At 69.0% G+C, this 24,340-nt stretch carries 24 protein-coding genes; 17 read left to right on the top strand and 7 right to left on the bottom strand.

Features of this window, described 5'->3' with window-relative positions; genetic code table 11:
* The first annotated feature begins 12 nt into the window (after window positions 1-12).
* Together VHC04_RS07890 and VHC04_RS07895 are read left to right on the top strand one after the other, a co-directional pair.
* Window positions 13-1,011 carry an aldo/keto reductase gene (locus VHC04_RS07890; RefSeq protein ID WP_325679791.1) on the top strand — a complete coding sequence of 333 codons (999 nt, stop codon included), beginning with the start codon at window positions 13-15 and terminating at the stop codon, window positions 1,009-1,011.
* The gene (locus VHC04_RS07895) at window positions 1,008-2,021 is read left to right on the top strand and encodes an ABC transporter substrate-binding protein (RefSeq protein WP_325679793.1); all 1,014 of its coding nucleotides are present in this window, start codon (window positions 1,008-1,010) and stop codon (window positions 2,019-2,021) included. Before VHC04_RS07890 ends, VHC04_RS07895 begins: the two co-directional genes overlap by 4 nt.
* Before the next feature lie 90 nt (window positions 2,022-2,111).
* Here the strand turns inward: VHC04_RS07895 and VHC04_RS07900 are convergent, their stop codons facing one another.
* The 6 genes from VHC04_RS07900 to VHC04_RS07925 all read right to left on the bottom strand — a co-directional run bounded on the left by VHC04_RS07900 (window position 2,112) and on the right by VHC04_RS07925 (window position 6,527).
* Window positions 2,112-2,912 carry a crotonase/enoyl-CoA hydratase family protein gene (locus tag VHC04_RS07900; RefSeq protein WP_325679795.1) on the bottom strand — a complete coding sequence of 267 codons (801 nt, stop codon included), beginning with the start codon at window positions 2,910-2,912 and terminating at the stop codon, window positions 2,112-2,114.
* A 43-nt stretch (window positions 2,913-2,955) separates the two neighbouring features.
* Window positions 2,956-4,101 carry an acyl-CoA dehydrogenase family protein gene (locus VHC04_RS07905; protein WP_325679797.1) on the bottom strand — a complete coding sequence of 382 codons (1,146 nt, stop codon included), beginning with the start codon at window positions 4,099-4,101 and terminating at the stop codon, window positions 2,956-2,958.
* A gap of 95 nt (window positions 4,102-4,196) precedes the next feature.
* Complete coding sequence (locus VHC04_RS07910) at window positions 4,197-5,030, bottom strand: tetratricopeptide repeat protein (RefSeq protein ID WP_325679799.1); 834 nt, start codon at window positions 5,028-5,030, stop codon at window positions 4,197-4,199.
* Window positions 5,031-5,230: 200 nt separating this feature from the next.
* Complete coding sequence (locus VHC04_RS07915) at window positions 5,231-5,725, bottom strand: MmcB family DNA repair protein (protein WP_325679801.1); 495 nt, start codon at window positions 5,723-5,725, stop codon at window positions 5,231-5,233.
* Complete coding sequence (locus VHC04_RS07920; protein WP_325679803.1) at window positions 5,725-6,027, bottom strand: 4a-hydroxytetrahydrobiopterin dehydratase; 303 nt, start codon at window positions 6,025-6,027, stop codon at window positions 5,725-5,727. The genes VHC04_RS07915 and VHC04_RS07920 overlap by 1 nt, the downstream gene beginning before the upstream one ends.
* Window positions 6,028-6,059: 32 nt before the next feature.
* Complete coding sequence (locus tag VHC04_RS07925) at window positions 6,060-6,527, bottom strand: GFA family protein (RefSeq protein WP_325679805.1); 468 nt, start codon at window positions 6,525-6,527, stop codon at window positions 6,060-6,062.
* Between the two features lie 325 nt (window positions 6,528-6,852).
* On the opposite strand from VHC04_RS07925, the gene rpsB reads away from it, so the two are divergent.
* From rpsB to rseP, 8 genes are all read left to right on the top strand, one after another.
* Complete coding sequence (gene rpsB / locus VHC04_RS07930; protein WP_325679807.1) at window positions 6,853-7,629, top strand: 30S ribosomal protein S2; 777 nt, start codon at window positions 6,853-6,855, stop codon at window positions 7,627-7,629.
* 30 nt (window positions 7,630-7,659) lie between these two features.
* Window positions 7,660-8,568: a translation elongation factor Ts gene (tsf, locus tag VHC04_RS07935; RefSeq protein WP_325679809.1), complete on the top strand. Its 909-nt coding sequence runs from the start codon at window positions 7,660-7,662 to the stop codon at window positions 8,566-8,568.
* 205 nt (window positions 8,569-8,773) lie between these two features.
* A complete protein-coding gene (pyrH, locus tag VHC04_RS07940; protein WP_325679811.1) occupies window positions 8,774-9,502 on the top strand; it encodes a UMP kinase in 729 nt (242 codons plus the stop codon).
* 11 nt (window positions 9,503-9,513) lie between these two features.
* Window positions 9,514-10,086 carry a ribosome recycling factor gene (gene frr, locus VHC04_RS07945; protein ID WP_325679813.1) on the top strand — a complete coding sequence of 191 codons (573 nt, stop codon included), beginning with the start codon at window positions 9,514-9,516 and terminating at the stop codon, window positions 10,084-10,086.
* A gap of 22 nt (window positions 10,087-10,108) precedes the next feature.
* The gene (gene uppS / locus VHC04_RS07950; protein WP_325679815.1) at window positions 10,109-10,891 is read left to right on the top strand and encodes a polyprenyl diphosphate synthase; all 783 of its coding nucleotides are present in this window, start codon (window positions 10,109-10,111) and stop codon (window positions 10,889-10,891) included.
* 72 nt (window positions 10,892-10,963) lie between these two features.
* Window positions 10,964-11,749, top strand: a complete 786-nt coding sequence (locus VHC04_RS07955) for a phosphatidate cytidylyltransferase (protein ID WP_325679817.1) — start codon at window positions 10,964-10,966, stop codon at window positions 11,747-11,749.
* Window positions 11,749-12,945, top strand: coding sequence for a 1-deoxy-D-xylulose-5-phosphate reductoisomerase (gene dxr / locus VHC04_RS07960; protein ID WP_325679819.1), 1,197 nt, complete (start codon window positions 11,749-11,751; stop codon window positions 12,943-12,945). The genes VHC04_RS07955 and dxr overlap by 1 nt, the downstream gene beginning before the upstream one ends.
* A 29-nt stretch (window positions 12,946-12,974) precedes the next feature.
* On the top strand, window positions 12,975-14,084 hold the full coding sequence (rseP, locus tag VHC04_RS07965; protein WP_325679906.1) for an RIP metalloprotease RseP: 1,110 nt from the start codon (window positions 12,975-12,977) through the stop codon (window positions 14,082-14,084).
* Between the two features lie 20 nt (window positions 14,085-14,104).
* Here rseP and VHC04_RS07970 read toward each other — a convergent pair whose 3' ends face one another.
* The gene (locus tag VHC04_RS07970; protein WP_325679821.1) at window positions 14,105-15,142 is read right to left on the bottom strand and encodes an acyl-CoA dehydrogenase family protein; all 1,038 of its coding nucleotides are present in this window, start codon (window positions 15,140-15,142) and stop codon (window positions 14,105-14,107) included.
* A gap of 356 nt (window positions 15,143-15,498) precedes the next feature.
* On the opposite strand from VHC04_RS07970, the gene bamA reads away from it, so the two are divergent.
* The 7 genes from bamA (at window position 15,499) to VHC04_RS08005 (ending at window position 23,935) form a co-directional block, all read left to right on the top strand.
* Window positions 15,499-17,871, top strand: coding sequence for an outer membrane protein assembly factor BamA (bamA, locus tag VHC04_RS07975; RefSeq protein ID WP_325679823.1), 2,373 nt, complete (start codon window positions 15,499-15,501; stop codon window positions 17,869-17,871).
* Entirely contained in the window at window positions 17,871-18,803 is a 933-nt protein-coding gene (locus tag VHC04_RS07980) for an OmpH family outer membrane protein (protein WP_325679825.1), read from the top strand. The genes bamA and VHC04_RS07980 overlap by 1 nt, the downstream gene beginning before the upstream one ends.
* Window positions 18,804-18,805: 2 nt before the next feature.
* Window positions 18,806-19,960 (top strand): UDP-3-O-(3-hydroxymyristoyl)glucosamine N-acyltransferase, encoded by a 1,155-nt coding sequence (gene lpxD, locus VHC04_RS07985; RefSeq protein ID WP_325679828.1) that lies wholly within the window; start codon window positions 18,806-18,808, stop codon window positions 19,958-19,960.
* Between the two features lie 5 nt (window positions 19,961-19,965).
* Window positions 19,966-20,457, top strand: coding sequence for a 3-hydroxyacyl-ACP dehydratase FabZ (fabZ, locus tag VHC04_RS07990; protein ID WP_325679830.1), 492 nt, complete (start codon window positions 19,966-19,968; stop codon window positions 20,455-20,457).
* Window positions 20,458-20,791: 334 nt separating this feature from the next.
* On the top strand, window positions 20,792-21,616 hold the full coding sequence (lpxA, locus tag VHC04_RS07995) for an acyl-ACP--UDP-N-acetylglucosamine O-acyltransferase (protein ID WP_325679832.1): 825 nt from the start codon (window positions 20,792-20,794) through the stop codon (window positions 21,614-21,616).
* Window positions 21,617-21,710: 94 nt separating this feature from the next.
* Complete coding sequence (locus VHC04_RS08000; RefSeq protein ID WP_325679834.1) at window positions 21,711-23,084, top strand: class-II fumarase/aspartase family protein; 1,374 nt, start codon at window positions 21,711-21,713, stop codon at window positions 23,082-23,084.
* A complete protein-coding gene (locus VHC04_RS08005) occupies window positions 23,081-23,935 on the top strand; it encodes an FAS1-like dehydratase domain-containing protein (RefSeq protein WP_325679836.1) in 855 nt (284 codons plus the stop codon). The genes VHC04_RS08000 and VHC04_RS08005 overlap by 4 nt, the downstream gene beginning before the upstream one ends.
* Window positions 23,936-24,340: the final 405 nt, after the last annotated feature.

Below are 24,340 nucleotides of genomic sequence, written 5' to 3' on the forward strand. Positions count from 1 at the left end.
GGGAGCAAACGAATGGAGAAGCGCGCGTTCGGCCGTACCGGCCTGTCATTGTCGATCCTGGGGTTTGGCTGCGGCGCGGTCGGTGGGCTGATGGTCCGCGGCTCACACGCCGACCAGGACACCGCGATCGGCAAGGCCCTGGATGCCGGCATCAACTATTTCGATACGGCTGTGCAATATGGTGATGGCGAGTCCGAACGCAACCTGGGCCGTATCATGAAGGCCAGGAAGCCCGGCGACGCCGTGATCGGCACCAAGGTGCGCGTGCCCTCGGCCCGGGCGCACGAGATCGAGGCGGTGGTGACCGAATCCCTGGATGCCAGCCTGCAACGGCTGCAGAGGGAGCGGGTCGACATCTTCCACCTGCACAATCCCATCACGCTGACCGGCGGCAATGAAACGCTGAGCGTCACCCAGGTGCGCGACAGCGTGCTGCCGGCTTTCGAAAAGCTGCGCCAGGCCGGCAAGACGCGCTTCATCGGGATCACCGCGGTCGGCGATACCGCGGCGGTGCGGCAGGTCATCGATCTGGGCGCGTTCAACAGTGCGCAGGTCAGCTACAACATGCTGAACCCCTCGGCGGCGGAGGCCTTGCCGCCCGGCTATCCGGCGCAGGATTACGGCAGGTTGTTCGACCATACCCGGCAGGCCGGTGTCGGCGTGGTCGGCATCCGCGTGCTCGCCGGCGGGGCGCTGACGGGGACCGCCGATCGCCATCCCACCGCCAGTCCGCCGCCGCCGCCGATCGGGTCGGCGCACGCGTACGAAACGGATCTGCGGCGGGGCATGCGGCTGATGCCGCTGGTCACCGAAGGCTATGCCGACTCCCTGGCGGAAGCGGCGACGCGCTTCGCGATCGGCCATCCCGCGATGGGCACGATCCTGGTCGGCATGGCGACGATCGCGGAATTCGAGGCCAGCCTGGCGGCGGTGCGCAAGGGCCCGCTGCCCGCCGAGGCCCTGCAACGCCTGGCGGCCTTGCGGACCGGTTTCGTGGGAGAAGCCCGATGAAGCGGCTGGCTTTTCTGCTGGGTCTGCTCTGCGCCGCGGCGCCGGCCTTGCTTGCACCCGCGCGGGCGGACGACATCCCCGAGGTCCGGGTCGCCCGCCAGTTCTCGATGGGCTACCTGCAGCTCAATGTGCTGGACCATGAAAAGCTGATCCAGAAACACGCCGCGGCCATGGGGATTCCGCAGGTCAAGGTCAGCACCTTCAAGTTCAACGGCCCGGCGGCGATGAATGACGCGCTGCTGTCGGATAGTATCGATATCGTATCGGGCAGTCCGCAGGGGCTGCTGACGATCTGGAGCCGGACGCGCGGCACCAGCAATGAGATCCGGGCGCTGAACGCGTTGGCGACGCTGCCTTACGTGCTGACGACGAATGATCCGACGATCAAGACGGTCGAGGACATCACGCGCTGCGGCAAGATCGCGGTGCCGTCCGTGAAGGTCTCGGCGCAGGCGGTCAGCCTGCAGATGGCGGCGGCGAAGCAGTGGGGGGTGAAGGCGTTCAACCGTTTCGACAGCCAGACCGTATCGATGTCGCCGCCGGACAGCACCGTGGCGCTGCTGGGCGGCACCGGTGATATCGGCTGCAACTTTGCCGTGCCGCCCTATCTGCAACAGCAATTGCAGGATCCGAAGATCCATCCCGTCCTGAATTCGTTTGACGTGTGGGATGGTCCGAACACCTTCACGGTCGTCTACATGTCGTCGCGGTTCCGCACCCGGAATCCGGTGCTGTTCAAGGCGATCTTCGCGGCGTTGCAGGAGGCGACGGACAGGGTGAACGCGGATCCCGCGACGGCCGCGCGCTACTGGATCGAGGACGGCGATTCGAAACTGTCCGTCGATTTCGTGAAGTCGATCGCCACGGCGCCCGGCACCCGCTGGACGATGACGCCGGAAGGGACGGAGAAGGTGGCCGCGTTCATGCAGGAGATCGGCACGATCAAGGTCAAGCCGGGTTCCTGGAAGGACTACTTCTTTCCGGAGGCGTATGGGTTGAACGGGTCCTGAGGGCTGCCGGCCGGGCTGCCGGCCGGGCGGGGCATGGGTGCCCCATGCCGCGCCTCCCGGCCAGGACGGTGGCCCATCGTGTCGCCGCGATCAGTCGCCCTTGAAGTCCGGCCGGCGCTTCTCCAGGAACGCGTTCACCGCTTCCCGGTGATCCGCCGTCGCGTGGGTCAGCGCCTGCAGGCTGGCGGAGAGTTCCAGCAGCGTGTCCAGCCGCGTGTGCCGTCCCTCGATCAGCAGCCGCTTGGCCATGCGAACCGCATGCGGCGGGTTCACCGCGATGCGGTTCGCCAGCGCCTTCGCCGTCTCCAGCAGCTCCGCCTCCGGCACCACGCGGGACACCAGGCCGCAGGCCAGCGCTTCCCGCGCGTCCAGCATGTCGCCGGTGAACGCCATCTCGCAGGCCTTGGAGTAGCCGACGACGCGCGGCAGCAGCCAGGCGCCGCCGTCACCGGGAACGATGCCGACCTTCACGAAGCTTTCCGCGAACTTTGCCGTTTCCGACGCGATCCGCATGTCGCACATGCAGGCCAGGTCCAGCCCGGCGCCGATCGCCGGCCCGTTGACGGCGGCGATGATCGGCACGTCCAGCTTCTCGAACGCCAGCGGGATGCGCTGGATGCCGAACTTGTAATAGCGCGGCGTCAGCGCCGGCTTTTCCGACCGCTGCTCGAAGTTCTTCTGCATCGCCCGCAGGTCGCCACCCGAGGAGAAGGCGCTGCCCGCGCCGGTCAGGATGGCGACGCGCACCGACCCGTCCTGGTTCAGCCGGTCCAGCGAGTCGACGATCGCATCCACCATCGCCGCCTCGGAAATCGGGTTGCGCATCGCCGGATCGTTCAGCGTCAGCGTCACGATCGGGCCGTCCTGCTGGTAAAGCACCTTATCGGTCATGTTCGTTTCCCTCATGGAAAAATCGGTGTCGCGGCGGAAGCGGTCAGCGCAGGCCCAGGCCGCGGGCGATGATGCCGCGCAGGATCTCCCGCGCGCCGCCGCGCAGGGAGAAGGAGGGGGCGTGCATCATGGTGTGCGCCAGCACCGCGGCGAAATCGCGGGTGGAGCGCTCATCCGGTTCCGCATCGACCAGCTGCCGCGCGATCTCGGGAATCTCCTGCTCCACCAGCGCGCCCAGGTCCTTCACCAGCGCAGCCTGCAGCGCCGGGTTCTCACCCGCCTGCAGCATCCCGGCGACGGAACGGGACAACCGGCGCAGGGTCATGAAATGCGAGGTCAGCCGGCCGATCGCCACCGCGCCGGCATCGCTCGGCTCCGGCCCCAGCGCCCGGATCAGCTCGACGAACAGCTGGAAGGAAGACAGGAAGCGTTCCGGGCCGCTGCGCTCGAACGCCAGCTCGCTGGTCACCTGGTTCCAGCCGTCGCCTTCCTTGCCCAGCAGCGCACCCTCGGGCAGGAACGCGTCCTCGAACACCACCTCATTGAAATGATGCTCCCCGGTCAGGGCCAGGATCGGGCGGATGGTGATGCCCGGCGTGTTCTTCAGGTCGACCAGGAACTGGCTGACGCCGCCATGCCGGTCCTCCGACGAGCCGGTGCGGCAGAACAGGATCATGTAGTGCGACAGATGCGCGAAGCTGGTCCATACCTTGGTGCCGTTGACCAGGTAGCCGCCCTGCACCTTGGCCGCCCGCGTGCGGACCGAGGCGAGGTCGGAACCGACATCCGGCTCGCTCATGCCGATGCAGAAGAACGCTTCGCCGGCGGCAATGCGGGGCAGCACCTGCTTCTGTTCGTCGGTGCCGACGCGCAGGATCAGCGGGCCGGACTGGCGGTCGGCGATCCAGTGCAGCGCCACCGGGGCGCCGGCGGCCAGCATCTCCTCCAGCACCACGTAGCGTTCCAGGGACGAGCGTTCGTGTCCGCCATGCTGTTTCGGCCAGGTCATGCCGATCCAGCCGCGCTGGCCCATCTTGCGGGAGAAGCCGGCGTCCATGCCGGTCCAGGACTCGGCTTTTTCCACAGCCTTGCGGCCCGCCATCTCGGTGCGCAGGAAGTCTCGCACCTCGGCGCGCAGCGCCTCGGCTTCCGGAGACGGCGGGGGCGGCGGAAATGTGAAGGCGTTCACCGGACGGCTCCTCTCGGCCCGGTCGGTGGGTCCCCCGCCGGGTGCTGGATCAGGCGGTAGCCGCGCGGGGCAGGCCGGTCAAGCCGGCGGCGGCGCTATTGCTGCTTCGCCGGACCGGCGTCCAGCAGCGACAGGTTCTGATCGGCCAGGTCCGCCGTGGTGCTGTCCGGATCGGCGCCGCGCGCGTGCTCCCAGTCCTCGCGCGCGCCGGTCAGGTCGCCGGTGCGCTGGCGCAGGATTCCCCGCTCCAGCAACGCGTCGGGGCTGTCCGGGTCCATGGTCAGCGCCTTGTCGATATCGGCTTGCGCCAGGTCGATCCGCCCCAGCTTCCGATACAGCGTGGCCCGCGCGATCAGCGCCTCCGACCGGGTTGAGTCGCGCAGCAGCGCGTCGGTCAGGTCGCGGATGGCCTCCGGGATCGCGCCCAGATCGGCTTCGGCGCTGGCGCGGGTGATCATCAGGTCGACATCGTCCGCGGCCATGCGCAGCGCCGCGGTGGCGTCGTCGCGCGCCTGCTCCGCCTGGTCGACCATGAGCCGAGCCTGGGCGGCCTGGTAGAGCAGGGAGGCCTTGCCGAGGGCGGGGGCGCTGGTCCTGGCGGCGAGCTGTTCCAGAACGGTGGCGCCATCCTCGGGATGGCCAAGCGCGATCAATGCCAGGCCGCGGCAATGCGCCGCGCCATCGCCGCCGCCGGTCGCCTGCCAGGAATCGGCGATGGCGATGGCGCCCTGCGGGTCGCTGGCCAGCGAGGCGAGGCAGGATTCATAGGTATCGCCCTCCGCGATGCGCGGCGGGAACGGGGGGACCGGCAGGTCGTCATCGGCCACGATGCCGGGCTGGTTCGCCGACCAGACCCACCATCCCGCCGCGCCGGCGATGCCGGCCAGGGGGAGGGCGCCGCAAATGAGTGCGACTCGGATCTTGGCCATGACGAATGTTAACCCAGGCGGCCGGAACGGGGAAGTTTTCCACAGGCCGCGCCGGCCGCGCGGTGCCGGACCCGGCGGCCAGAGGACCCGGCGGGCAGAGGACCCGATGACAGGGGGACCTGGCGGACACCGGACCCGGCGGACAGAAAACCTGGCGGACAAGAGACCTGGCGGACAGGGGGGGCGGACGGGGGCAGGCATCAATCCTCGCTGAGCGCTGCCATCAGGCCGGTGACGCCGGCGGGATCCTCCCGCATCGCCAGCCGGCCGGCGGCCAGCCAGGCGAACCGTTCGGTCAGGGCCTTGCGCCGGGCGGCGGGCAGCCGCTCCGTCGCCGGTTCGCGCAGCGCCTCGGCGTCCAGCCCGGCGGTGACGATCAGCCCCGTTTCGGGCGGCAGCACGGCCTGGGGGAAGTCGCAGTCGACGGCGAAGAAGAACTGGTCGCAGAATGGCTGGTATTCGAACCATTTGCCGTCGGTCATGAAGTCGCGCAGCCCTGACTTGACCTCGATGCACACGAAACCGCCGCCCGGCTGCAGCGCCAGGATGTCCGCCCTGCGGCCATTCGCCAGCCGCACCTCGTGCAGCGGCGCCCAGCCCAGCCGCAGGCACAGCCGTGCGGCGGCGCGGCGGATGAGGGCGGCGCGTTCCGGAAAGGAGATGAGCGCGGCCGTGGCGGCCGTCGGAGCGTCCATCAGCCGCCGGGCTCGCCGAGCAGCGCGTTGATCGCCCGCGCCAGCCGCAGGTCCCGGTCGGACAGGCCGCCGGCATCATGGGTGGTCAGCTCGACCGTCACCTTGTTCCAGACATTCGACCAGTCCGGATGATGGTCCAGCTTCTCGGCCAACAGGGCCACGCGGGTCATGAAACCCCAGGCCTCGCTGAAATCCCTGAAGAGGAATTCGCGCCGGATGGCGTCGCGATCCGTCGCCGGCGCCCAATGCGGCGCCAGGGCCGCCAGGTTCGCCCTGTCCGCCGCTGATAACGCTGTTGCCATGCTCTGGTCTCCATGGATCGGCGTTGGGGTGGTCAGCCGAACAGGGCCTGGCGCCGGGCGAGGCTGGCCTCGGACCAGACCGTGCGCGAATCATAATAGGCCTCGAACGCCGGCACGTCCGGCGGCAAGGCGATCCATGGCAGCTTGGAGCGGGTGTAGATATGGACGCCCGGCGGCAAGGCGGCGGGATCATCGAGGGTGCCGACGCGGATGAAGCTCAGGAATTCGCGGCCGCCGTAATGGCTCCATAGCGCGGTGCCGCAGCCGGTGCAGCGGGCGACGTTGTGCGGCAGGCCGCTGTCGGTGGGCATGCCGACCAGCCGGATCGTGCCGCTTTCGCGCCGCACCTGGGCGGTCTCGACCAGGGCGTTCAGCACGAAGGCGGTGCCGGTCTGGCGCTGGCAGTCCTTGCAGTGGCAGCAATGCACGATCAGCGGCTCCACCTGCATCCGATAGCGGACCTCACCGCAGGCGCACCCGCCGGCGTATGGTTGGGCCATGGCCATGTCCCCCGTTTGTTCTCTCACATCCTATCGTATGGAGGGTGCGGCGCAATCGAAAAATCGGCCTGCCGAAGCCGGGGGGACGGCCCGGGCATGGGCGGTGGGCCGGCGTATCGCCTGGTCTCCATCCACCCGCCGCTTGCAATTTCGCGGCGTTTCCGCCATATCCCCGGCGCCGGCAGCGGGACCTCCTGCTGCCGGCAATTCACACGCGGGGAACCTTTCCCGGCCGCGCACGGTCCGGGTCCGGTGCCCGAGGGCTTCCAATCCGAAGGCAGTCCCCGCGGAGGCATCAACCGGACGACAGGAAAGGAGCACGCCAATGGCGATGCCCGATTTCACCATGCGCCAGCTTTTGGAAGCCGGCGTTCATTTCGGCCACCACACCCGCCGCTGGAACCCGCGCATGGCGCCGTTCCTGTATGGCACCCGCAACCAGGTCCATATCATCGACCTGCAGCAGACCGTGCCGATGCTGGACCGCGCGCTGCGCGCCATCCGCGACGTGACCGCCGCCGGCGGCCGCGTGCTGTTCGTCGGCACCAAGCGCGCCGCGGCCGAACAGGTGGCCGAGGCGGCGAAGCGCTGCGGCCAGTACTACATCAACCATCGCTGGCTCGGCGGCACGCTGACCAACTGGAAGACCATCACCGGCTCGATCAAGCGCCTGCGCCAGATCGAGGATCTGGTGGCCGGCAACACCGAGGGCCTGACCAAGAAGGAAGTGCTGGACATCACCCGCGACCGCGACAAGCTGGAGCGGGCGCTGGGCGGCATCAAGGACATGGGCGGCCTGCCGGACATCCTGTTCGTCATCGACACGAACAAGGAGAAGCTGGCGATCGAGGAGGCCAACAAGCTGCACATCCCGGTCGTCGCGGTGCTCGACAGCAACTCCGATCCCGCCGGCGTGACCTACCCGATCCCGGGCAATGACGACGCGATCCGCGCCATCGCGCTGTATTGCGACCTGGTCGCCGGCGCGGTGCTGGATGGCATCAGCGCCGAGCTCGCCGCGTCGGGCGCGGATATCGGCGCGCAGGAGGAACTGCCGGCGGAAGCTCTGGCCGAGGCCGAGGGCGAGCCGGCAAGCGCCTGATCCCGGGATCTGGTCCAAAGGAGAACAGACATGGCAGAGATTACCGCCGCCCTGGTCAAGGAACTGCGCGAGAAGACCGGCGCGGGCATGATGGACTGCAAGAAGGCGCTGACCGAGTCCGCCGGCGTCCTGGATGACGCGGTGGACTGGCTGCGCAAGAAAGGCCTGTCGGCCGCCGCCAAGAAGTCCGGCCGCGTCGCCGCGGAAGGCCTGGTCGCGGTGGCCTCGGCGCCGAACAAGGCCGCCGTGGTCGAGGTGAACGCGGAGACCGACTTCGTCGCCCGCAACGAGGCGTTCCAGACCTTCGTCGAGACGGTGGCGAAGATCGCCCTGGATGTCGGTGACGACATCGAGACGATCAAGGCCGCGCCGTTCCCCGGCACCGGCCGCAGCGTGGCGGACGAGCTGACGCACATGATCGCCACGATCGGCGAGAACATGAACCTGCGCCGCGCCAAGGTGCTGACCGTGAAACAGGGCGTCGTCGCGACCTACATGCACAACGCGCTGCGTCCGGGTGTCGGCAAGATCGGCGTGCTGGCCGCGGTGGAAGGCCCCGGTGAGCTGGCCACGCTGGAGACGCTGGGCCGCCAGGTCGGCATGCACATCGCCGCCGCCCGCCCCGAGGCGCTGGACATCGACGTGGTCGACCCGGCGGCGCTGGAGCGTGAGCGGGCGGTGCTGATGGAGCAGGCCCGCGCCTCCGGCAAGCCGGAAGCGATCATCGAGAAGATGGTCGATGGCCGCATCAAGAAATACTACGAGGAAGTGGTGCTGCTGGAGCAGATCTGGGTGCATGACGGCGAGAGCCGTGTCCGCGCCGTGGTGAAGAAGGCCGGCGTCACCCTGGCCGGTTTCGTCCGCTTCCAGCTGGGCGAGGGCATCGAGAAGCCGAAGGAGGACTTCGCCGCCGAGGTCGCCGCCACGGCCGGCGCGTAGCACGCGCGACTTGTTCCGGCCGCGCGGTGCCGTTACTATCCGGTCATGGAGAAGCGCGGTCCAGCGGTGGCCGCGCTTCTCTGCGTCAATCGGATAGGTTCAGCAAAAACGACGTATCGCGCCCCGGCGATGCGCGATATGAGGTGCCGCCCGCGTTTTCTCCGCCGATCTTTTTCGCGCCGACCTTTTTTCCCATGGGACCCGCATGACACAGCCGGCGATTTATCAGCGTGTTCTGTTGAAGCTGTCCGGGGAAGCGTTGATGGGCCGGCGGGACTACGGGCTGGATACCGAAATGGTCGGCGCCATCGCCAATGACATCCGCGATGTCGTGGCCATGGGCGTGCAGGTCTGCGTCGTGATCGGCGGCGGCAACATCTTCCGCGGCGTGTCCGGCGCGGCCTCCGGCATGGACCGGGCGCAGGCTGATTACATGGGCATGCTGGCGACGGTGATGAACGCGCTGGCGATGCAGACGGCGCTGGAACGCCGCAACGTGCCCACCCGGGTGCAGTCGGCCATTCCGATGTCCTCGGTCTGCGAGCCCTATATCCGCCGCCGGGCGGAGCGGCACATGGAGAAGGGGCGGGTGGTGATCTTCGCCGCCGGCACCGGCAACCCGTTCTTCACCACCGACACCGCCGCCGCCCTGCGCGCCGCCGAGATGCACTGCGACGCCTTGCTGAAGGGCACCCAGGTCGACGGCGTCTATTCCGCCGATCCGCGCAAGGTCGCCGACGCCACCCGCTATGAGAAACTGACCTATCTGGACGTGCTGGCGAACGACCTGGCGGTGATGGATGCCGCCGCGATCAGCCTGGCGCGCGAGAATCACCTGCCGATCATCGTCTTCAACATCCATGCTCCCGGCGCCTTCGCCCAGGTGATGCGTGGCGAGGGGGCGTTCACCCGCATCGTCGAAGCAGAGCTGTAGGGGAGGCAACAATGGCCGCCGCACCGGACCTGAACAGTCTGAAGCAGGATTTGTCGCGCCGCATGGATGGCGCGCTGGAGACGCTGCGCCGGGAATTCGCCGGCCTGCGCACCGGACGGGCGCATCCGGCGCTGCTGGAGCCGGTGCGCGTCGTCGCCTATGGCAGCGAGATGCCGCTGAACCAGGTCGGCACCGTCGGCAGTCCCGAACCGCGCATGCTGACCGTGCAGGTCTGGGACAAGTCGATGGTCTCGGCGGTCGAAAAGGCGATTCGCGACGCCGGGCTGGGCCTCAACCCGGCGGCCGATGGCATGCTGGTGCGGGTGCCGATCCCGCAACTGACCACCGAGCGCCGCAATGAGCTGGCGAAGATGGCGCATAAATACGCCGAAGGCGCCAAGGTCGCGGTCCGAGGCGTCCGCCGCGACGGCATGGAGCAGATCAAGGGGTACGAAAAGAAGCACGAGATCGGCGAGGATCTGGCGAAGAACTGGTCCGACGACGTGCAGAAGCTCACCGACCAGTTCATTAAAAAGGTGGACGAAGCGCTCGCCGAAAAGGAAAAGGACATCCGGCAGGTCTAGAGAGAGCGAGCGCCCCACCAGCATGCCTGTGATTGCCCAGCCGGCTGTCGCGGTTACCGACGCCGTTGAATCCCGACGGCCCGTCGCGGCCTCGGTTTCCACCCCCGTTCCGGCTCATGTCGCGATCATCATGGATGGCAATGGACGCTGGGCCGCCTCACGCGGGCTGCCCCGGGTCGCCGGCCACCGGGAGGGGGCGCAGGCGGTGCGCCGCACGGTGGAGTCCGCGATCCGCAACGGCGTCGGCTGGCTGACCATCTACGCCTTCAGCAGCGAGAACTGGCGCCGTCCGCACAGTGAGATCGTCGACCTGACCGGCCTGCTGCGGCGCTACCTGAAATCCGAAATCCGGGAGCTGGACAAGAACGGCGTGCGGCTGCGCTTCATCGGCGACCGGCAGCGCTTCGACCCGGATATCCAGGCCGACCTGGCGAAGGCCGAGCGGGAAACGCAAGGCAACAAGCGCCTGAACCTGACCATCGCCCTCTCCTATGGTGCCCGCGCCGAGATCGCCGCGGCGGCTCGGGCGGCGGCGGCGGCGGTGAAGGCCGGCCAGCTCGATCCCGCCGCGCTGGTCGAGGACGTGTTCGAAGGCTTCCTGCACACCGCCGGCACCCCCGATCCCGACCTGATCATCCGCACCTCGGGGGAAAAGCGGCTGTCCAACTTCCTGCTATGGCAGGCGGCGTATGCGGAGCTGATCTTCCTGGACGTGCTGTGGCCGGACTTCAACGACAGCCATTTCACCGCGGCGCTCGCCGAGTTCGGGCGGCGCGAGCGGCGCTTCGGCGCCCGCTCCGCCTGAGCTCCGGCCCGCATGGGCCAGCCGTCCACGGGACCGGGACCACGGATGCAAGCCTCCGGGCGGTGGGGCGACTTGCGGGTCAGGATCCTGTCCGCCACGGTGATGATCCCGGTGGCGATCGGCGCCATCGCCCTCGGCGGGGCGGTGTTCACCGTGCTGGTGGCGCTGGTCGGCATCGGCATGGCCTGGGAATGGGTCCGCATGTGCCGGGCGGCATTCGCGCCGCCGACCGTGCTGATGTTCGCGGCGCTGCCGCTGGCGATCATGGTTGCCGCGACGGGCCATGTCGGCCTCTCAATCCTGCTGCTGCTGGCTGTCACGCTGGCTGCCTTCCTGCGCCCGCAACCTGCGGCGCATGACCGGCTGCTGCCGCTGGGCCTGCCCTATCTGGGCCTGGGGGCGATCGCGCTGACCTGGCTGCGCATCGGGCCGCCGGACGGGTTCGCGCTGCTGGTCACGCTGCTGCTGGTGATCTGGGCCAGCGATATCGGTGCCTATCTGGTCGGCCGGGTGGCCGGCGGCCCGAAGCTGGCGCCCCGGATCTCGCCCGGCAAGACGTGGTCGGGCGCTGTGGGCGGCCTGGCCGCGTCGATGGCGATCGGTGCGCTGGCGGCGCCCTGGATCGGCGCCGGCGACCGCATCGGCCACGCCGCGCTGCTGGCCGGTCTGGTCGGTTGCGTCGGGCAGGCGGGCGATCTGCTGGAAAGCGGCTTGAAGCGGCGCTTCGCCGTCAAGGACTCCAGCGCGCTGATTCCGGGCCATGGCGGCCTGCTGGACCGGCTCGATGCCGTCCTGACCGCGGCGCCATTGGCGGCTATACTAGCCTTGGTCCTGGAACGTGGTGTAATCCATTGGTGATGACAGCCGAGACAACCGCTTCCGCCGAGTCGGCCTTCCCGCGTTTCGTTTCGGTCCTGGGTAGTACTGGCAGCGTCGGAACGCAGACCGTCGACCTGTTGCTTGCCGACCGGGAACGGTTCGCCGTTCGCGCACTGGTCGCTGGCCGCAACGCGGAGCTGCTGGCCAGGCAGGCCATCGCCCTGCAAGCCGAATATGCCGTGGTGGCGGATGAGCGGGCCTATCCGGCGCTGCGCGCCGCGCTGGCCGGCACCGGGATCGAGGCGGCGGCCGGCGCCCATGCCGTCGTCAACGCCGCCGCCCTGCCGGCGGACTGGACCATGGCGGCGATCACCGGCGCCGCCGGCCTGGCCTCCACCCTCGCGGCGATCCAGCGCGGTGCCTATATCGGCCTGGCCAACAAGGAAGCCCTGGTCTGCGCCGGCGACGTCATGCTGCGCGCGGTCCGGGATGCTGGCGCGACCCTGCTGCCGGTCGATTCCGAGCACAATGCGATCTTCCAATCGCTGGCCGACGGCAACCGCGGCGCGGTGGAGAAGATCGTGCTGACCGCGTCCGGCGGCCCGTTCCGCACCGCCAGCCTGGAGGAGATGGCCGCCGCCACGGTGGAGATGGCGCTGCGCCACCCGATCTGGTCGATGGGCGCCAAGATCAGCATCGATTCCGCGACGATGATGAACAAGGGCCTGGAGGTGATCGAGGCGGCGCGGCTGTTCAGCCTGTCCGACGCCGCCATCGAGGTCCTGGTGCACCCGCAATCGGTCATCCACGGCATGGTGCACTACCAGGACGGCTCCGTCCTCGCGCAGCTCGGCTCGCCCGACATGCGGGTGCCGATCGCGCATTGCCTGGCCTGGCCGCGGCGCATCGCCACCGCCTCACCCAGGCTGGACCTCGCCCAGGTCGCACGGCTGGAGTTCTTCGCCCCCGACACGGTCCGCTTTCCCGCCCTGCGTCTGGCGCGCGAGGCATTGCAGGCGGGCGGTGGAACACCCACCATTCTGAACGCGGCGAACGAGGTCGCGGTCGATGCTTTTCTGAAGCGCCGGATCGGCTTTCTCGATATTGTCGCCACGGTGGACCGGGTCCTGCAACGGCTCGGCACGCCTCCCGCGGCGTCGCTGGAGGATGTGATGGACCTCGATACCGCGGGCCGGCAGGCGGCGCTGCAGTATGTGGGGGCTGCCGCCGCGTAACCTCTTGTGACCGGAAAGGCCGGACCGTGTTGACCGCTATCCCGGATGTTGTCCGCAGCATCCTCGCTTTCGTCGTCGTCCTCGGCGTCCTGGTCTTCGTGCATGAGCTGGGGCACTACCTGGCGGCGCGCTGGCGCGGCATCCGGGTGGAGGTGTTTTCGATCGGCTTCGGCCAGGCGCTCACCTCCTGGACCGACCGGCACGGCACGGTCTGGAAGCTCGCCTGGCTGCCGCTCGGCGGCTACGTGAAGATGCACGGGCAGGAGCGGCCCGAGGATGTGCCACAGGAGGTGCGGGACAGCTGGATCGCGGGCGAGACGTTCCAGGGCAAGTCGGTGGCGTCGCGCGCCATCGTGGTGGCGGCTGGTCCGTTCGCGAATTTCCTGCTGGCGGTGGTGGTGTTCGCCGGCCTGTTCCTGTTCGCCGGCCGGCCGGTGACCTTGCCGGTGGTGGCCGAGGTGCTGCCCGCCAGCGCCGCCGCCCAGGCCGGGATGCTGCCGAACGACCGGATCATGGCGATCGACGGCAAGCCGATCCAGACATTCGGGGATCTGCAGAAGATCGTCTCCACCCATCCCGGCGATACGCTGCGGATGACCATCGTCCGCGGCGACACCGACCGCGTGCTGCCGGTGACGATCGGCTCGCATGAGGCGGACGGCCACAAGGTCGGCCTGCTGGGCATCAAGGGCGGCGCCGTGACCTTCGAGAAGATCGGCGTCGGGGCCTCCCTGTGGGGCGGCGTGACCCAGACCTGGATGATCACGCGGGATACCCTGGCGGGCGTGGCGCAGATGTTGAGCGGCTCGCGCGGCACCGAGGAGCTGGGCGGCCCGCTGCGCATCGCGCAGATGTCGGGCGAGGTGGCGCAGCTGGGCATCGCCAGCCTGATCTCCTTCATCGCCGTGCTGTCGGTGAACCTGGGGCTGATCAACCTGTTCCCGATCCCGGTGCTGGATGGCGGCCATCTGGTGTTCTACGCGGTGGAGGCCGTCCTGGGCCGCCCGCTGTCGCCGCGCGCGCAAGAATACGCGTTCCGCTCCGGCCTCGCGGTGCTGGCCGGGCTGTTCGTGTTCGCCACCTGGAACGACCTGTCGCATATCGGCCTGTTCCGCTGGGTGGCGGGCCTGATGGGATAGAAGGCTGGCGGCCCCCGCCTTTACGACGCCACCTGCAGCCGCAGCGCAGCCTCGCCCAGCGCGACCTGGCGTTGCTGCCGCGGGCCGCGGGCGATCGACAGCGTGGCGTCCAGGTCCGCCAGGATCGCGCCCAGCCGGATCGCCGCCGGGGTTTCCGGGGCCAGCAGGGCGGCCAGCGTCCGCAGCCGGTCCAGCAGGTCCGCCGCCAGCACCCGCAGCCCCACCAGCGTGGCATCGCCGGTGCGCAGCGTGCCGGCGTCCAGGCGCGCGACCAGCGCCTCGGCCCCCGCCGCGAAGACATGCGTCAGGCCGGCAATGCCCCCCAGCGCCTCGGCCTGTTCCGCCAGCGGCGTCCCCCGCAGCTGGGCGACGGCGTAGCGCAGCGCGCCCAGCGTGGCGAAGGTGCCCACCGCGTCTTCCACGTCGCGGAACGGCAGGGCCAGGCGCTCATACGCCGAACCGGGATCGCCCACCGCGGCATCGGCCGGGACGACGCAGCCATCCAGGGTCAGCAGGCAATGGCGTGACGGGCGCAGGGCATGGAACCCCGGCATGTCCCGGGTGGACAGGCCGGGAGTGCCGCGCGGGACGATGAAGGCGCCATAGCGCTTGCGCCCGGCTTCCTCGGCGGTGATGGCGACCACGATGATCGCCTCGGCCGACGGCCCGTTGGTCACCCAGGCCTTCTGGCCGGTGATGCGGATGCCGGCGGCAACCGGCTCCGCCCGCGTCGTCAGCAGTTTCGGGTGGGCACCGACCTTGGGTTCCGAGATCGCCACGGCCAGCGCCTTGCCGCGCCACGCGGCGCGCTGCGCCTCGGTCCCGGCCGCCAGGAAATGCCGGTACACCAGGTGCCGGCCGCCCCAGACGCTGGACACGCCCGGCAGACCGGTCCGCTCGACCAGCGCGGCCTTGATCCGCGCGATGGCGGCGTAGCTGGGCGGCGGGTCCAGCAGCCCGGCTTCCGCCATGCCCGGCAGCGGATCCGTGGCGGGGTCCGGGCAGGCGGCGAACCAGGCGTCGACGCGAGCCGCGATGTCCGGCGGGGACGGATTCATGCCTTGGCGCCTTCCTGGTTACGGTCAATCGGCCGCGCCGGTCCGTTGGTCATCGCGCGGCGGGGGCCGCCGCATGGTCTGCTCCGGTTCGGCCGGTCCGGCAATGCACCGCGTCGCCCGGCATACGGAGTCGGCACCCCCGCGCCCCCGCCGCGGCGCAGGCGGGCATATGGTACCGGCGGTGTTTCCGCTTTTCCCTCATCACGTTACACGCACCCCCTATACGATCGCGCGGGAACCCTGGTACTAGCACTCCCGCGCGGCTTGGTTATGGTGCATATCAGCTCGGCCGCTCGATTCGGACGTTTGGATTTCTCGGCGCATACCTGCCTGTTGGGGGGACCAGCCTCTTGTTGATGACACGTGCCGCGCGGCTGGTGGCCGCGTGCCTGCTGCCGATGCTGGTTCATAATGCCGCCACCGCACAGACCTCGCCGCCGCGCCGGACCGACGTTCCGCGGCAGGCTGCCCGGCCGGCGCCGCCATCGGGAACGATCCAGGACATCCGGGTGGAAGGCAATCAGCGGATCGAGACGGGCACCATCCTGTCCTACCTGCTGGTGCAGCCCGGCGACGCGTTCGACCGCGACCGGCTGGACCGCAGCCTGAAGACCCTGTACGCCACCGGCCTGTTCCAGGACGTCCAGCTGAACCGCAGCGGCAATACGCTGCTGGTGAAGGTGGTCGAGAACCCGATCGTCAACCAGATCGCGTTCGAGGGGAACCACAAGCTGACCGACGAACAGCTGAGGCCCGACCTGCAGCTGCGTTCGCGCGCGGTGTTCACCCCGGCCCGGGCCGAGGCCGACCGGCAGCACATCCTGGACCTGTATGCCAAGGCCGGATACTACGACGCCACGGTCGAGCCGAAGATCATCCGCCTGCCGGACAACCGTGTGAACGTGGTCTTCCAGATCACCGACGGCTCCGCCACCCTGATCTCCAAGATCGTCTTCACCGGCAACAAGGCTTTCAGCGAAAGCCGGTTGAGCGAGGTCATCAACAGCCGCGAGCAGCGCTGGTGGCGTTTCCTGTCCAGCTCGGACGAATACGCGCCGGAAAAGCTGGCCTACGACAAGGAGCTGCTGCGCCGCTTCTACCTGAAGCAGGGCTATGCGGACGTGCAGATCACCTCGGCGACGGCCGAGCTGTCGCCGGACCGCAAGAGCTTCTTCCTGTCGTTCACGATCAATGAGGGTGAGCGCTACCGGATCGGCAAGGTCACCATCAACTCGCAGCTGCGCAACCTGGCGGGCGACCAGCTTCGGGATGTCCTGCAGATGCAGGAAGGGGATTGGTATGACGGCGACGCCGTCGGCCGCACCGCCGACCTGATCGAGCAGGAAGTGCACAATCGCGGCTATGCCTTCGTGGAAGTACAGCCGCGGGTCGAGCGCGACACCAAGAACCATATCATCAACCTGACCTTCGACGTCGGCGAAGGCCCGCGCGTCTATGTCGAGCGCATCGACATCGTCGGCAACACCCGCACCAAGGACAAGGTGATCCGGCGCGAGTTCCAGCTGGCGGAAGGCGACGCCTATAACGCCGACGCGATCCGCCGCACCAAGACCCGGCTGACAGACCTGGGCTACTTCCAGAACGTCGACATCCAGACCAGCCCGGGATCGGCGCCCGACAAGGCGATCGTGACCACCACGGTGGCCGAGAAGTCGACCGGCGAGCTGACCTTCGGCGGCGGCTACTCGACCGACGCCGGCGCGCTGCTGGATATCGGCCTGTCGGAACGCAACATCGTCGGCACCGGCATCGCCGCCAGCATCAACGGCACGCTGGCGCAGAAGCGCAGCTCCATCCAGGGGTCGATCACCGACCCGTATTTCCTGGATCGCAACCTGGTCGCCGGCCTGGACGTCTTCTTCATCCAGACGAACTATCTGGGCACCGAACCGTATGACGAGCGGCGGCAGGGCTTCTCACCGCGCATCGGCTATGCGTTCAACGACCATCTGCGCCAGGTCTGGAGCTATTCGCTGGTCAATCGAACCGTGTTCGACGTGTCGGACTATGCCAGCCCGTTCATCACCAATGAGGCCGGGACCACGTTGCTGTCGCAGCTCAGCCAGGTGCTGACGCTGGATTACCGCGACAGCCGCGTCGACCCGCACAAGGGCTACATCGTCGAGGCGGGCGCGGATTTCGCCGGCCTGGGCGGCGACGTGAACTTCCTGCGCGGCAACATGAACGGTGCCTATTACTTTCCGCTGGAAAAATACCTCGGCAATCCGGACTGGGTGCTGAAGGTCAGCGGCAGCGTCGGCTATCTGGACCTGCTGCCCGGCGGGCGTGAGATGATCATCGACCGCTTCTTCCTGGGCGGTGACAATCTGCGCGGCTTCCAGACCGGCGGCGCCGGCCCGCATGACGAGATTTCCGGCGATCCGGTAGGCGGCCGCTTCATCTGGACGCAGTCGACCGAGTTGCGCTATCCGCTGCCGGTGTCGCCGGATCTGGGGTTGACCGGCCGGGTCTTCGTCGATGTCGGCGGGCTGACCCAGGCGGGTTTCCGCAACAATGGCGGGTGCGTGGTCAGCAGCACGCAGAATTGCGTGATCCTGCAATCCGGCACGCCCCGCGTCGGTGCCGGTTTCGGCATCTCCTGGAAGACCGCGTTCGGTCTGATCAACGTTGACCTGACGCCGTTTGTCTATAAGCAACCGGGCGATCAGACCCAGGTCTTCCGCTTTGGTTTCGGTACGAGGTTCTAGTGATTTCCAAATTCGTTCATGGCGTGGGCGCGGCCGCGGTGGTCGCGCTTCTGGCGCAATCCCCCGCCGCTCTGGCACAGCAGGGTGGCGGCTGGTTCGTCCCGAACCAGCCCAAGCCGCCGGCGGCGGCTCCGCGCCAGCAGGCCACGCCGCGGCCGGCCCAGCACGTCGCCCCGGCGCAGGCCCAGGGAACGCTGCCCCTGGCCGGCGAGGGCGGCGAGCAGGGACTGACACCGCAGCAACTGCAGATGCAACTGCCGCCGGCGCCGGACGTGCCGCCGATGGCCAAGGGCTCGCCGACCCCGGCGGCCATCGTCGGCATCCTGTCGGTACCGGACGTGCTGCGCGTCTCCACCGCCTATCAGAATGCCTACAAGGAGCTGAACAGCCGCGCCCAGAAGCTGAATGAGGACGCGCAGAAGGAACAGGCCACGCTGCGCGACATGGGCCAGGCCTTCGCCAACGAACGCGCCAAGCTGAGCCCGGAGCAGATCCGGGCCAAGGAACGCGAGATCCAGGACCGGGCGACCGAGGCACAACGCAAGTTCGGGGAGCGGAACCGGATCATCCAGGAAGCCGGTCAGTACGTGATGGCGCAGATCAACCGGACCATGGAGCAGGTGGCCCAGCAGGTAGCGCTGTCCCGCGGCGTGAACCTGGTGCTGAACCGCGCGCAGATCCTGGGGACGACCGCCGATTTCGACCTGACCCCGGCGGTCGCCGAAGTGCTGAACAAGGTGCTGCCGTCGGTCGTCGTGCCGCCGGACGGGGTATCGGTGATGTCGATGACGCCGCCGAAGCCCGAGGAGAAGCCGGCCGCGACGCCGGCCGCCGCCCCGGGTGCGGCGACCACGTCGGGAACCACGGCGGCGCCGTCCCAGGCGGCTCACCCGGCGACCAAGGAGTCAGCCAAGCCGGCGAAGAAGCCGTAGTCATGGCCGCGGGTGCGGGGATGGCGCCGCTGCCGGGTGATGCCCGATTCTTCAGGCGCACCGGTCCCCACACCCTGGCGGCGGTCGTCGACGCGGCCGAGGCCGAGGCGCCCCCGCGCCGGCTGATGCTGCACGGCCTGGCGCCGCTGGGCGCGGCGACCGGCCGCGACGTGACGTTCTGCGTCCTCAACCGGAAGCACGAGGCGGCGCTGAGGGCCACCGGCGCCGCCGCCGTCATCGTGCATCCCGACATGGCCGGCATGGTTCCCGATACGGCCGTGGCGATCGTCGCCGACGATCCCACCGCCGCCTGGGCCAGGGTGGCCGCGCTGTTCCATCCACCGCCGCCGGTGACGCCGGGCATCCATCCGTCGGCCATCGTCGCGGCAAGCGCGCGGATCGATCCGTCGGCCGAGCTGGGGCCGATGGTGATCGTCGGCGAACACGCCGTGATCGGACCCGGGGTCCGGGTCGGCGCGCAGGCGGTGATTGGGGACGGGGTGGCGATCGGCGCGGATACCCGCATCGGCGCCCATGTCTCGGTGTCGCACGCGCTGCTGGGCCAGCGGGTCTTCCTGTATCCCGGCGCGCGGATCGGCCAGGACGGCTTCGGCTTCGCCTTCACCGCCAACGGCTTCCTGAGCGTGCCGCAGGTCGGGCGGGTGATCATCGAGGATGATGTGGAGATCGGCTCCAATACCACGGTCGACCGGGGCACGCTGGAGGATACGGTGATCGGTGCAGGCACGCGCATCGATAACCTCGTGCAAATCGCCCATAATTGCCGCATAGGGCGTGGCTGCGTGCTGACCGGCCAGGTGGGACTGGCCGGATCGGTGATTCTGGAGGATTACGTCGTGCTGGGGGGGCAGGCCGGGATCGCCGGCCATGTCAGGATCGCCAAGGGTGCCCGGATCGGCGCCAAGGCCGGCGTGATGACGGATATCACCCGGCGCGGCGACTATCTGGGCGCGCCGGCACAGCCGGTGAAGGCATTCTTCCGGGAGGTGGCGATGATCCGCAAATGGGTACGCGCCGGCGCCAGGCCGGACCCCACCGCGGAGCGGCGAGACCATGATGCCGCCAAGAGGCACGGCGATGATCCTGCCGCCGCCCGGCACGCAGACAACGGGAAAACCAGTGAAGACGTGGACTGATCACAATGGATGAGGCTGTTAGCCAGGCCGCGCCCGGCAAGACGCTGGATGTCGTCGCGATTCAGCAGATCATGCGCGACATCCCGCACCGCTATCCATTCCTGCTGCTGGATCGCGTGGTCGATCTGGTGCGGAACCAGTCCGCGGTCGGGATCAAGAACGTTTCGGTAAACGAACCGTTCTTTGCCGGCCATTTTCCCAACCATCCCGTCATGCCCGGCGTGCTGATCATCGAAAGCATGGCGCAGACCGCCGCCGTGCTGGTGGTGGAGACGCTGGGGCCGGAGGCCGCCGGCAAGGTGGTCTACTTCATGTCGATCGAGGGCGCGAAGTTCCGCCGCCCGGTGACGCCCGGCGACCAGTTGCGGATACACGTCACCAAGGACCGCAATCGCGGCAATGTCTGGAAGTTCAGCGCGGTGGCGCGGGTCGACGGCGTGTCGGTGGCCGAGGCGACCTATGCCGCGATGATCATGGACCGCGCGGCACCGATCTGACCGCCCCTGGCTCCGACCGCCCCCGGCTCCGACCGCCTCCCGCGGGTCGGGGGGACGGCCGGCATGCCCGCGCGACCGGATCGGGGGTGGTGACCGTCGGCGGGACATAAACGGCATGTCGGACGCCGTCCGGGTGCCGGAATTGATCGCGCCGAGGCCGTTTCCGCTCCGTTATGGCATCCGGTTGCCCTACTCACGCCAAAATCTTATGTGAAACAGAACTTTACGGGCGCGTGCTCGAAACATCGGGCAACAATGATTGAGTTGGTCGATGCGGGGCGCCCCCATACGGTTGCAATGCGGCGAGCGGGCCGCGCGTCGGGGACCATGATTGATGGATACAATGACAGGTGTGCGGGTGAACGTGCCTGACCGTGTGACGATTCATCCAAGCGCCATCGTCGCCCACGGGGCGGAGCTGGGGCCGGGTGTGCAGATCGGCCCGTTCTGCACGGTGGGACCCGACGTGGTCATCGAGGCCGGCGCCAGGCTGGTGTCGCATGTCGTGGTGGAAGGCCATACCCGCATCGGCGAAAAGGCCGAGCTGTATCCGTTCTGCACGGTCGGCCTGCCGCCGCAGGACCTGAAATACAAGGGTGAGCCCACCCGCTGCGAGATCGGCGCCCGCACCCAGATCCGCGAGCACTGCACGATCCATCGCGGCACCGCCACCGGCACCGGCACCACCCGGGTCGGCACCGACTGCATGCTGATGGCGGTGGTGCACGTGGCGCATGACTGCCAGGTCGGCGATCACGTGATCATCGCCAACAACGCGGTCATGGGCGGGCATGTCAGCATCGCCGACCACGCGGTGATCGGCGGCAGCGCGGCGATCCACCAGTTCGTGCGCATCGGGCGGGCGGCGATGATCGGCGGTGTCTCCGGCGTCGAGGGCGATGTGATCCCGTTCGGCAGCGTCATCGGCAACCGCGCGCGGCTGGCCGGTTTGAATGTGATCGGGCTGAAGCGGCGCGGTTTCAACAAGCAGCAGATCAACCGGCTGCACAGCTTCTTCCGCGACCTGTTCCGCCATGAGGGCGTGTTCGCCAACCGCCTGGCCGCCGCGCGGCTGAAATATGCCGGCGACGAACTGGCCGAGGAGGTCCTGGCCTTCATCGACGGCCACAGCCACCGTGGGCTGATCCGGGCGGAATAACCGGCGGCGGCGGAACGCCGGCTCGGCCCCAGCTTGCCCGCCGGTGCCCTGACTGCGATCCTCCCGCCGGGAAACCGGCCAGGAGAATTCCGTCATGAGCGACACACTGCCCACCGCCACCCGCGTCGCCGACCCCGGCATCCGCGCCCTGTACCGGCTGGAAAACCGCTGGCAGGCCTGGCTGGACGTCGAGGTGGCGCTGGCCCGCGCGCAGGCGGAGCTGGGCATCATCCCCGCCGCGGCCGCCGAGGCGATCGCCGCCGCCGCCAGGCTGGAGAAGCTGGACCGCGCCCGCATCGATGAGGGCTTCGCCCGCACCGGCCACACCATCGTGCCTCTGGTGTGGGAGCTGGGGCGCGTCGTCGGCGACCCGCACGGCGGCTGGGTGCACTGGGGCGCCACCACGCAGAACATCACCCAGACCGGCGATCTGCTGGTGCTGCGGCAGGCGCATCGCATCTTCCTGCGCCTGATCGGCGACATCCTGGCCGCGATGGCGGACCTGGCGGAGCGGTCGGCCGACATGGCCATCCCCGGCCGCACGCATGGCCAGCACGCCGTGCCGGCCACCTTCGGCTACAAGGTTGCCGTCTGGATCGACGAACTCACCCGCCATGTCGAGCGGCTGCGCCAGGCCGCGCCGCGCCTGTTCGTCGCCATGCTGGGTGGCGGCGCCGGCACCTTCGCCTCCCTGGGCCGGAACGGACCGCCGGTGCAGGCCGGCATCGGCAAGCAGCTTGGCTTCGGCACCATGGCCGTGCCATCCCGCGCGCTGGGCGACCACCTGGCCGAGAATGTCTGCCTGCTGGGCCTGCTGGCCGCCACCTGCGGCAAGATCGGGCGGGAAATCTACACGCTGATGAAGACCGAGTTCGGCGAGGTGGAGGAGCCGGTGCCGCCGGGCACCGTCGGGTCCTCCACCATGCCGCAGAAGCGCAATCCGAAGCTGTGCCAGGACATCATTGCCGCCGCGGCGGAGATCCGCGTGCAGGTGCCCCTGGCGCTGGAGGCGATGATGACGGAGCACGAGGCCGACCGCACCACCAGCCTGATGATGGATACGGCGGAGCAGCGCGCCTGCATCGCCACCGGCGACATGCTGAGCCGGCTGCTGGAGGTGATCCGCGGCCTGCGGCTGGACCCGGCGCGGATGCGGGCGAACCTGGATCTGGGCAACGGGCTGATCATGGCGGAGGCGGTGATGCTGGACCTGGGCGCGGCGATCGGCCGGCAGCACGCGCATGACGCCGTGTACGACGCGGCGCAGGCGGCCTTCGTGGAAGGCAAGGCGTTCGGTGACCTGCTGGCGGCCGATCCCCGCGTGACGGCCCATATGAGGCCGGAACAGATCCGCGCGCTGCTGGACCCGACCGCGTATACCGGCCTATGTGCCACCATGGCGCGGGAGGGCGCCGCCAAGGCACGCGCCATGGCGATCGCGCTGGGGGCAAGGGAGGTGGAAGCGTGAGCGAACTGGACGTCGAGCACCTGCGGTCCTGGATCGGCAGGCAGGAGACGCTGGAGGACCGGGTCACGCGGTTCCCGATCGCCGCGCTGTCGGCCACGCTGGATCGCGACGACCCGGCGCCGAGACCTGGCGACCCGCTCCCGCCGCTCTGGCACTGGCTCTATTTCCTCCCCACCGCTCGGCAGTCCGCCCTGGGGCCGGACGGGCATCCGGCGCGCGGCGGCTTCCTGCCGCCGGTGCCGCTGCCACGGCGCATGTGGGCCGGCGGGCGGCTGAACTTCCACCAGCCATTGCGGGTGGAGGAGGCGATCACCCGCACCTCCACCGTCGCGGATGTCACGGTGAAGCAGGGCCGCGCCGGCGCGCTGTGCTTCGTGCTGGTCCGGCATGAGATCAGCGGCGAGAACGGCAAGGCGGTGACCGAGGAGCACGATATTGTCTATCGCGGCATGCCCGCGCCGAACGAACCGCCGCCGGCACCGAAGGCGGCGCGCGCCGATGGCGTGTGGCGGCGGGACATCCGGCCGGACGATACGATGCTGTTCCGGTATTCGGCGCTGACCTTCAACAGCCATCGCATCCATTACGACCGCCGCTATGTGACGGAGACGGAAGGTTATCCCGGCCTGATCGTGCATGGCCCGCTGATCGCGACCCTGCTGATGGACCTGCTGCGCCGGAACAGCGAGGTGCCGGCGGCATCGTTCCGGTTCAGGGCCGTCAGCCCGTTGTTCGATATCGCGCCGTTCTCGGTGCATGGGGCGCGTGACGGCGACGGCGGGGCCGCGCTGTGGGCGTGCAATGCGCAAGGCCATCTGGCGATGGACGCCGAGGCCCGCTTTGCCGCCTGAGTGGCCGGAACGGCCCGGACGGTCCGCGGGCAGCGCCGCGGGCGTGGCGCCGCGCGGCGGTCACCGGCTGTCGCGGCGACCGCTTCGGCGACGCCGGTCAAAATGTCGAGAGCGGCCGGTATCCGGCGTCGGTTGCAAGGATCCGATATGTCACCATCTGGCCGGATGACAGGCGGTCTCCAAGGCCGCCCCGCCCGATGGCGGGTGCCGGTGAGCCCGGCCGTGGGCGGAACTCTGTGCCGCGCCGAGGGTTTGTGGTTCTGCAGCGAGTGCTCTTAAGTGCCGGCTCTTGCAGCGGGCCGGCGGCCGGGCGAAGCCGCGCCACCAGCATGCACCCGACAGGCACCCCTGGGCGGCGTCCAAAGGGGGCGCCCGGAGGGGACGTAACGAGGGATGCGCACAGGA

Origin of the sequence: Rhodopila sp. (genome assembly GCF_035548095.1) — a bacterium.
Lineage (GTDB): Bacteria > Pseudomonadota > Alphaproteobacteria > Acetobacterales > Acetobacteraceae > Rhodopila.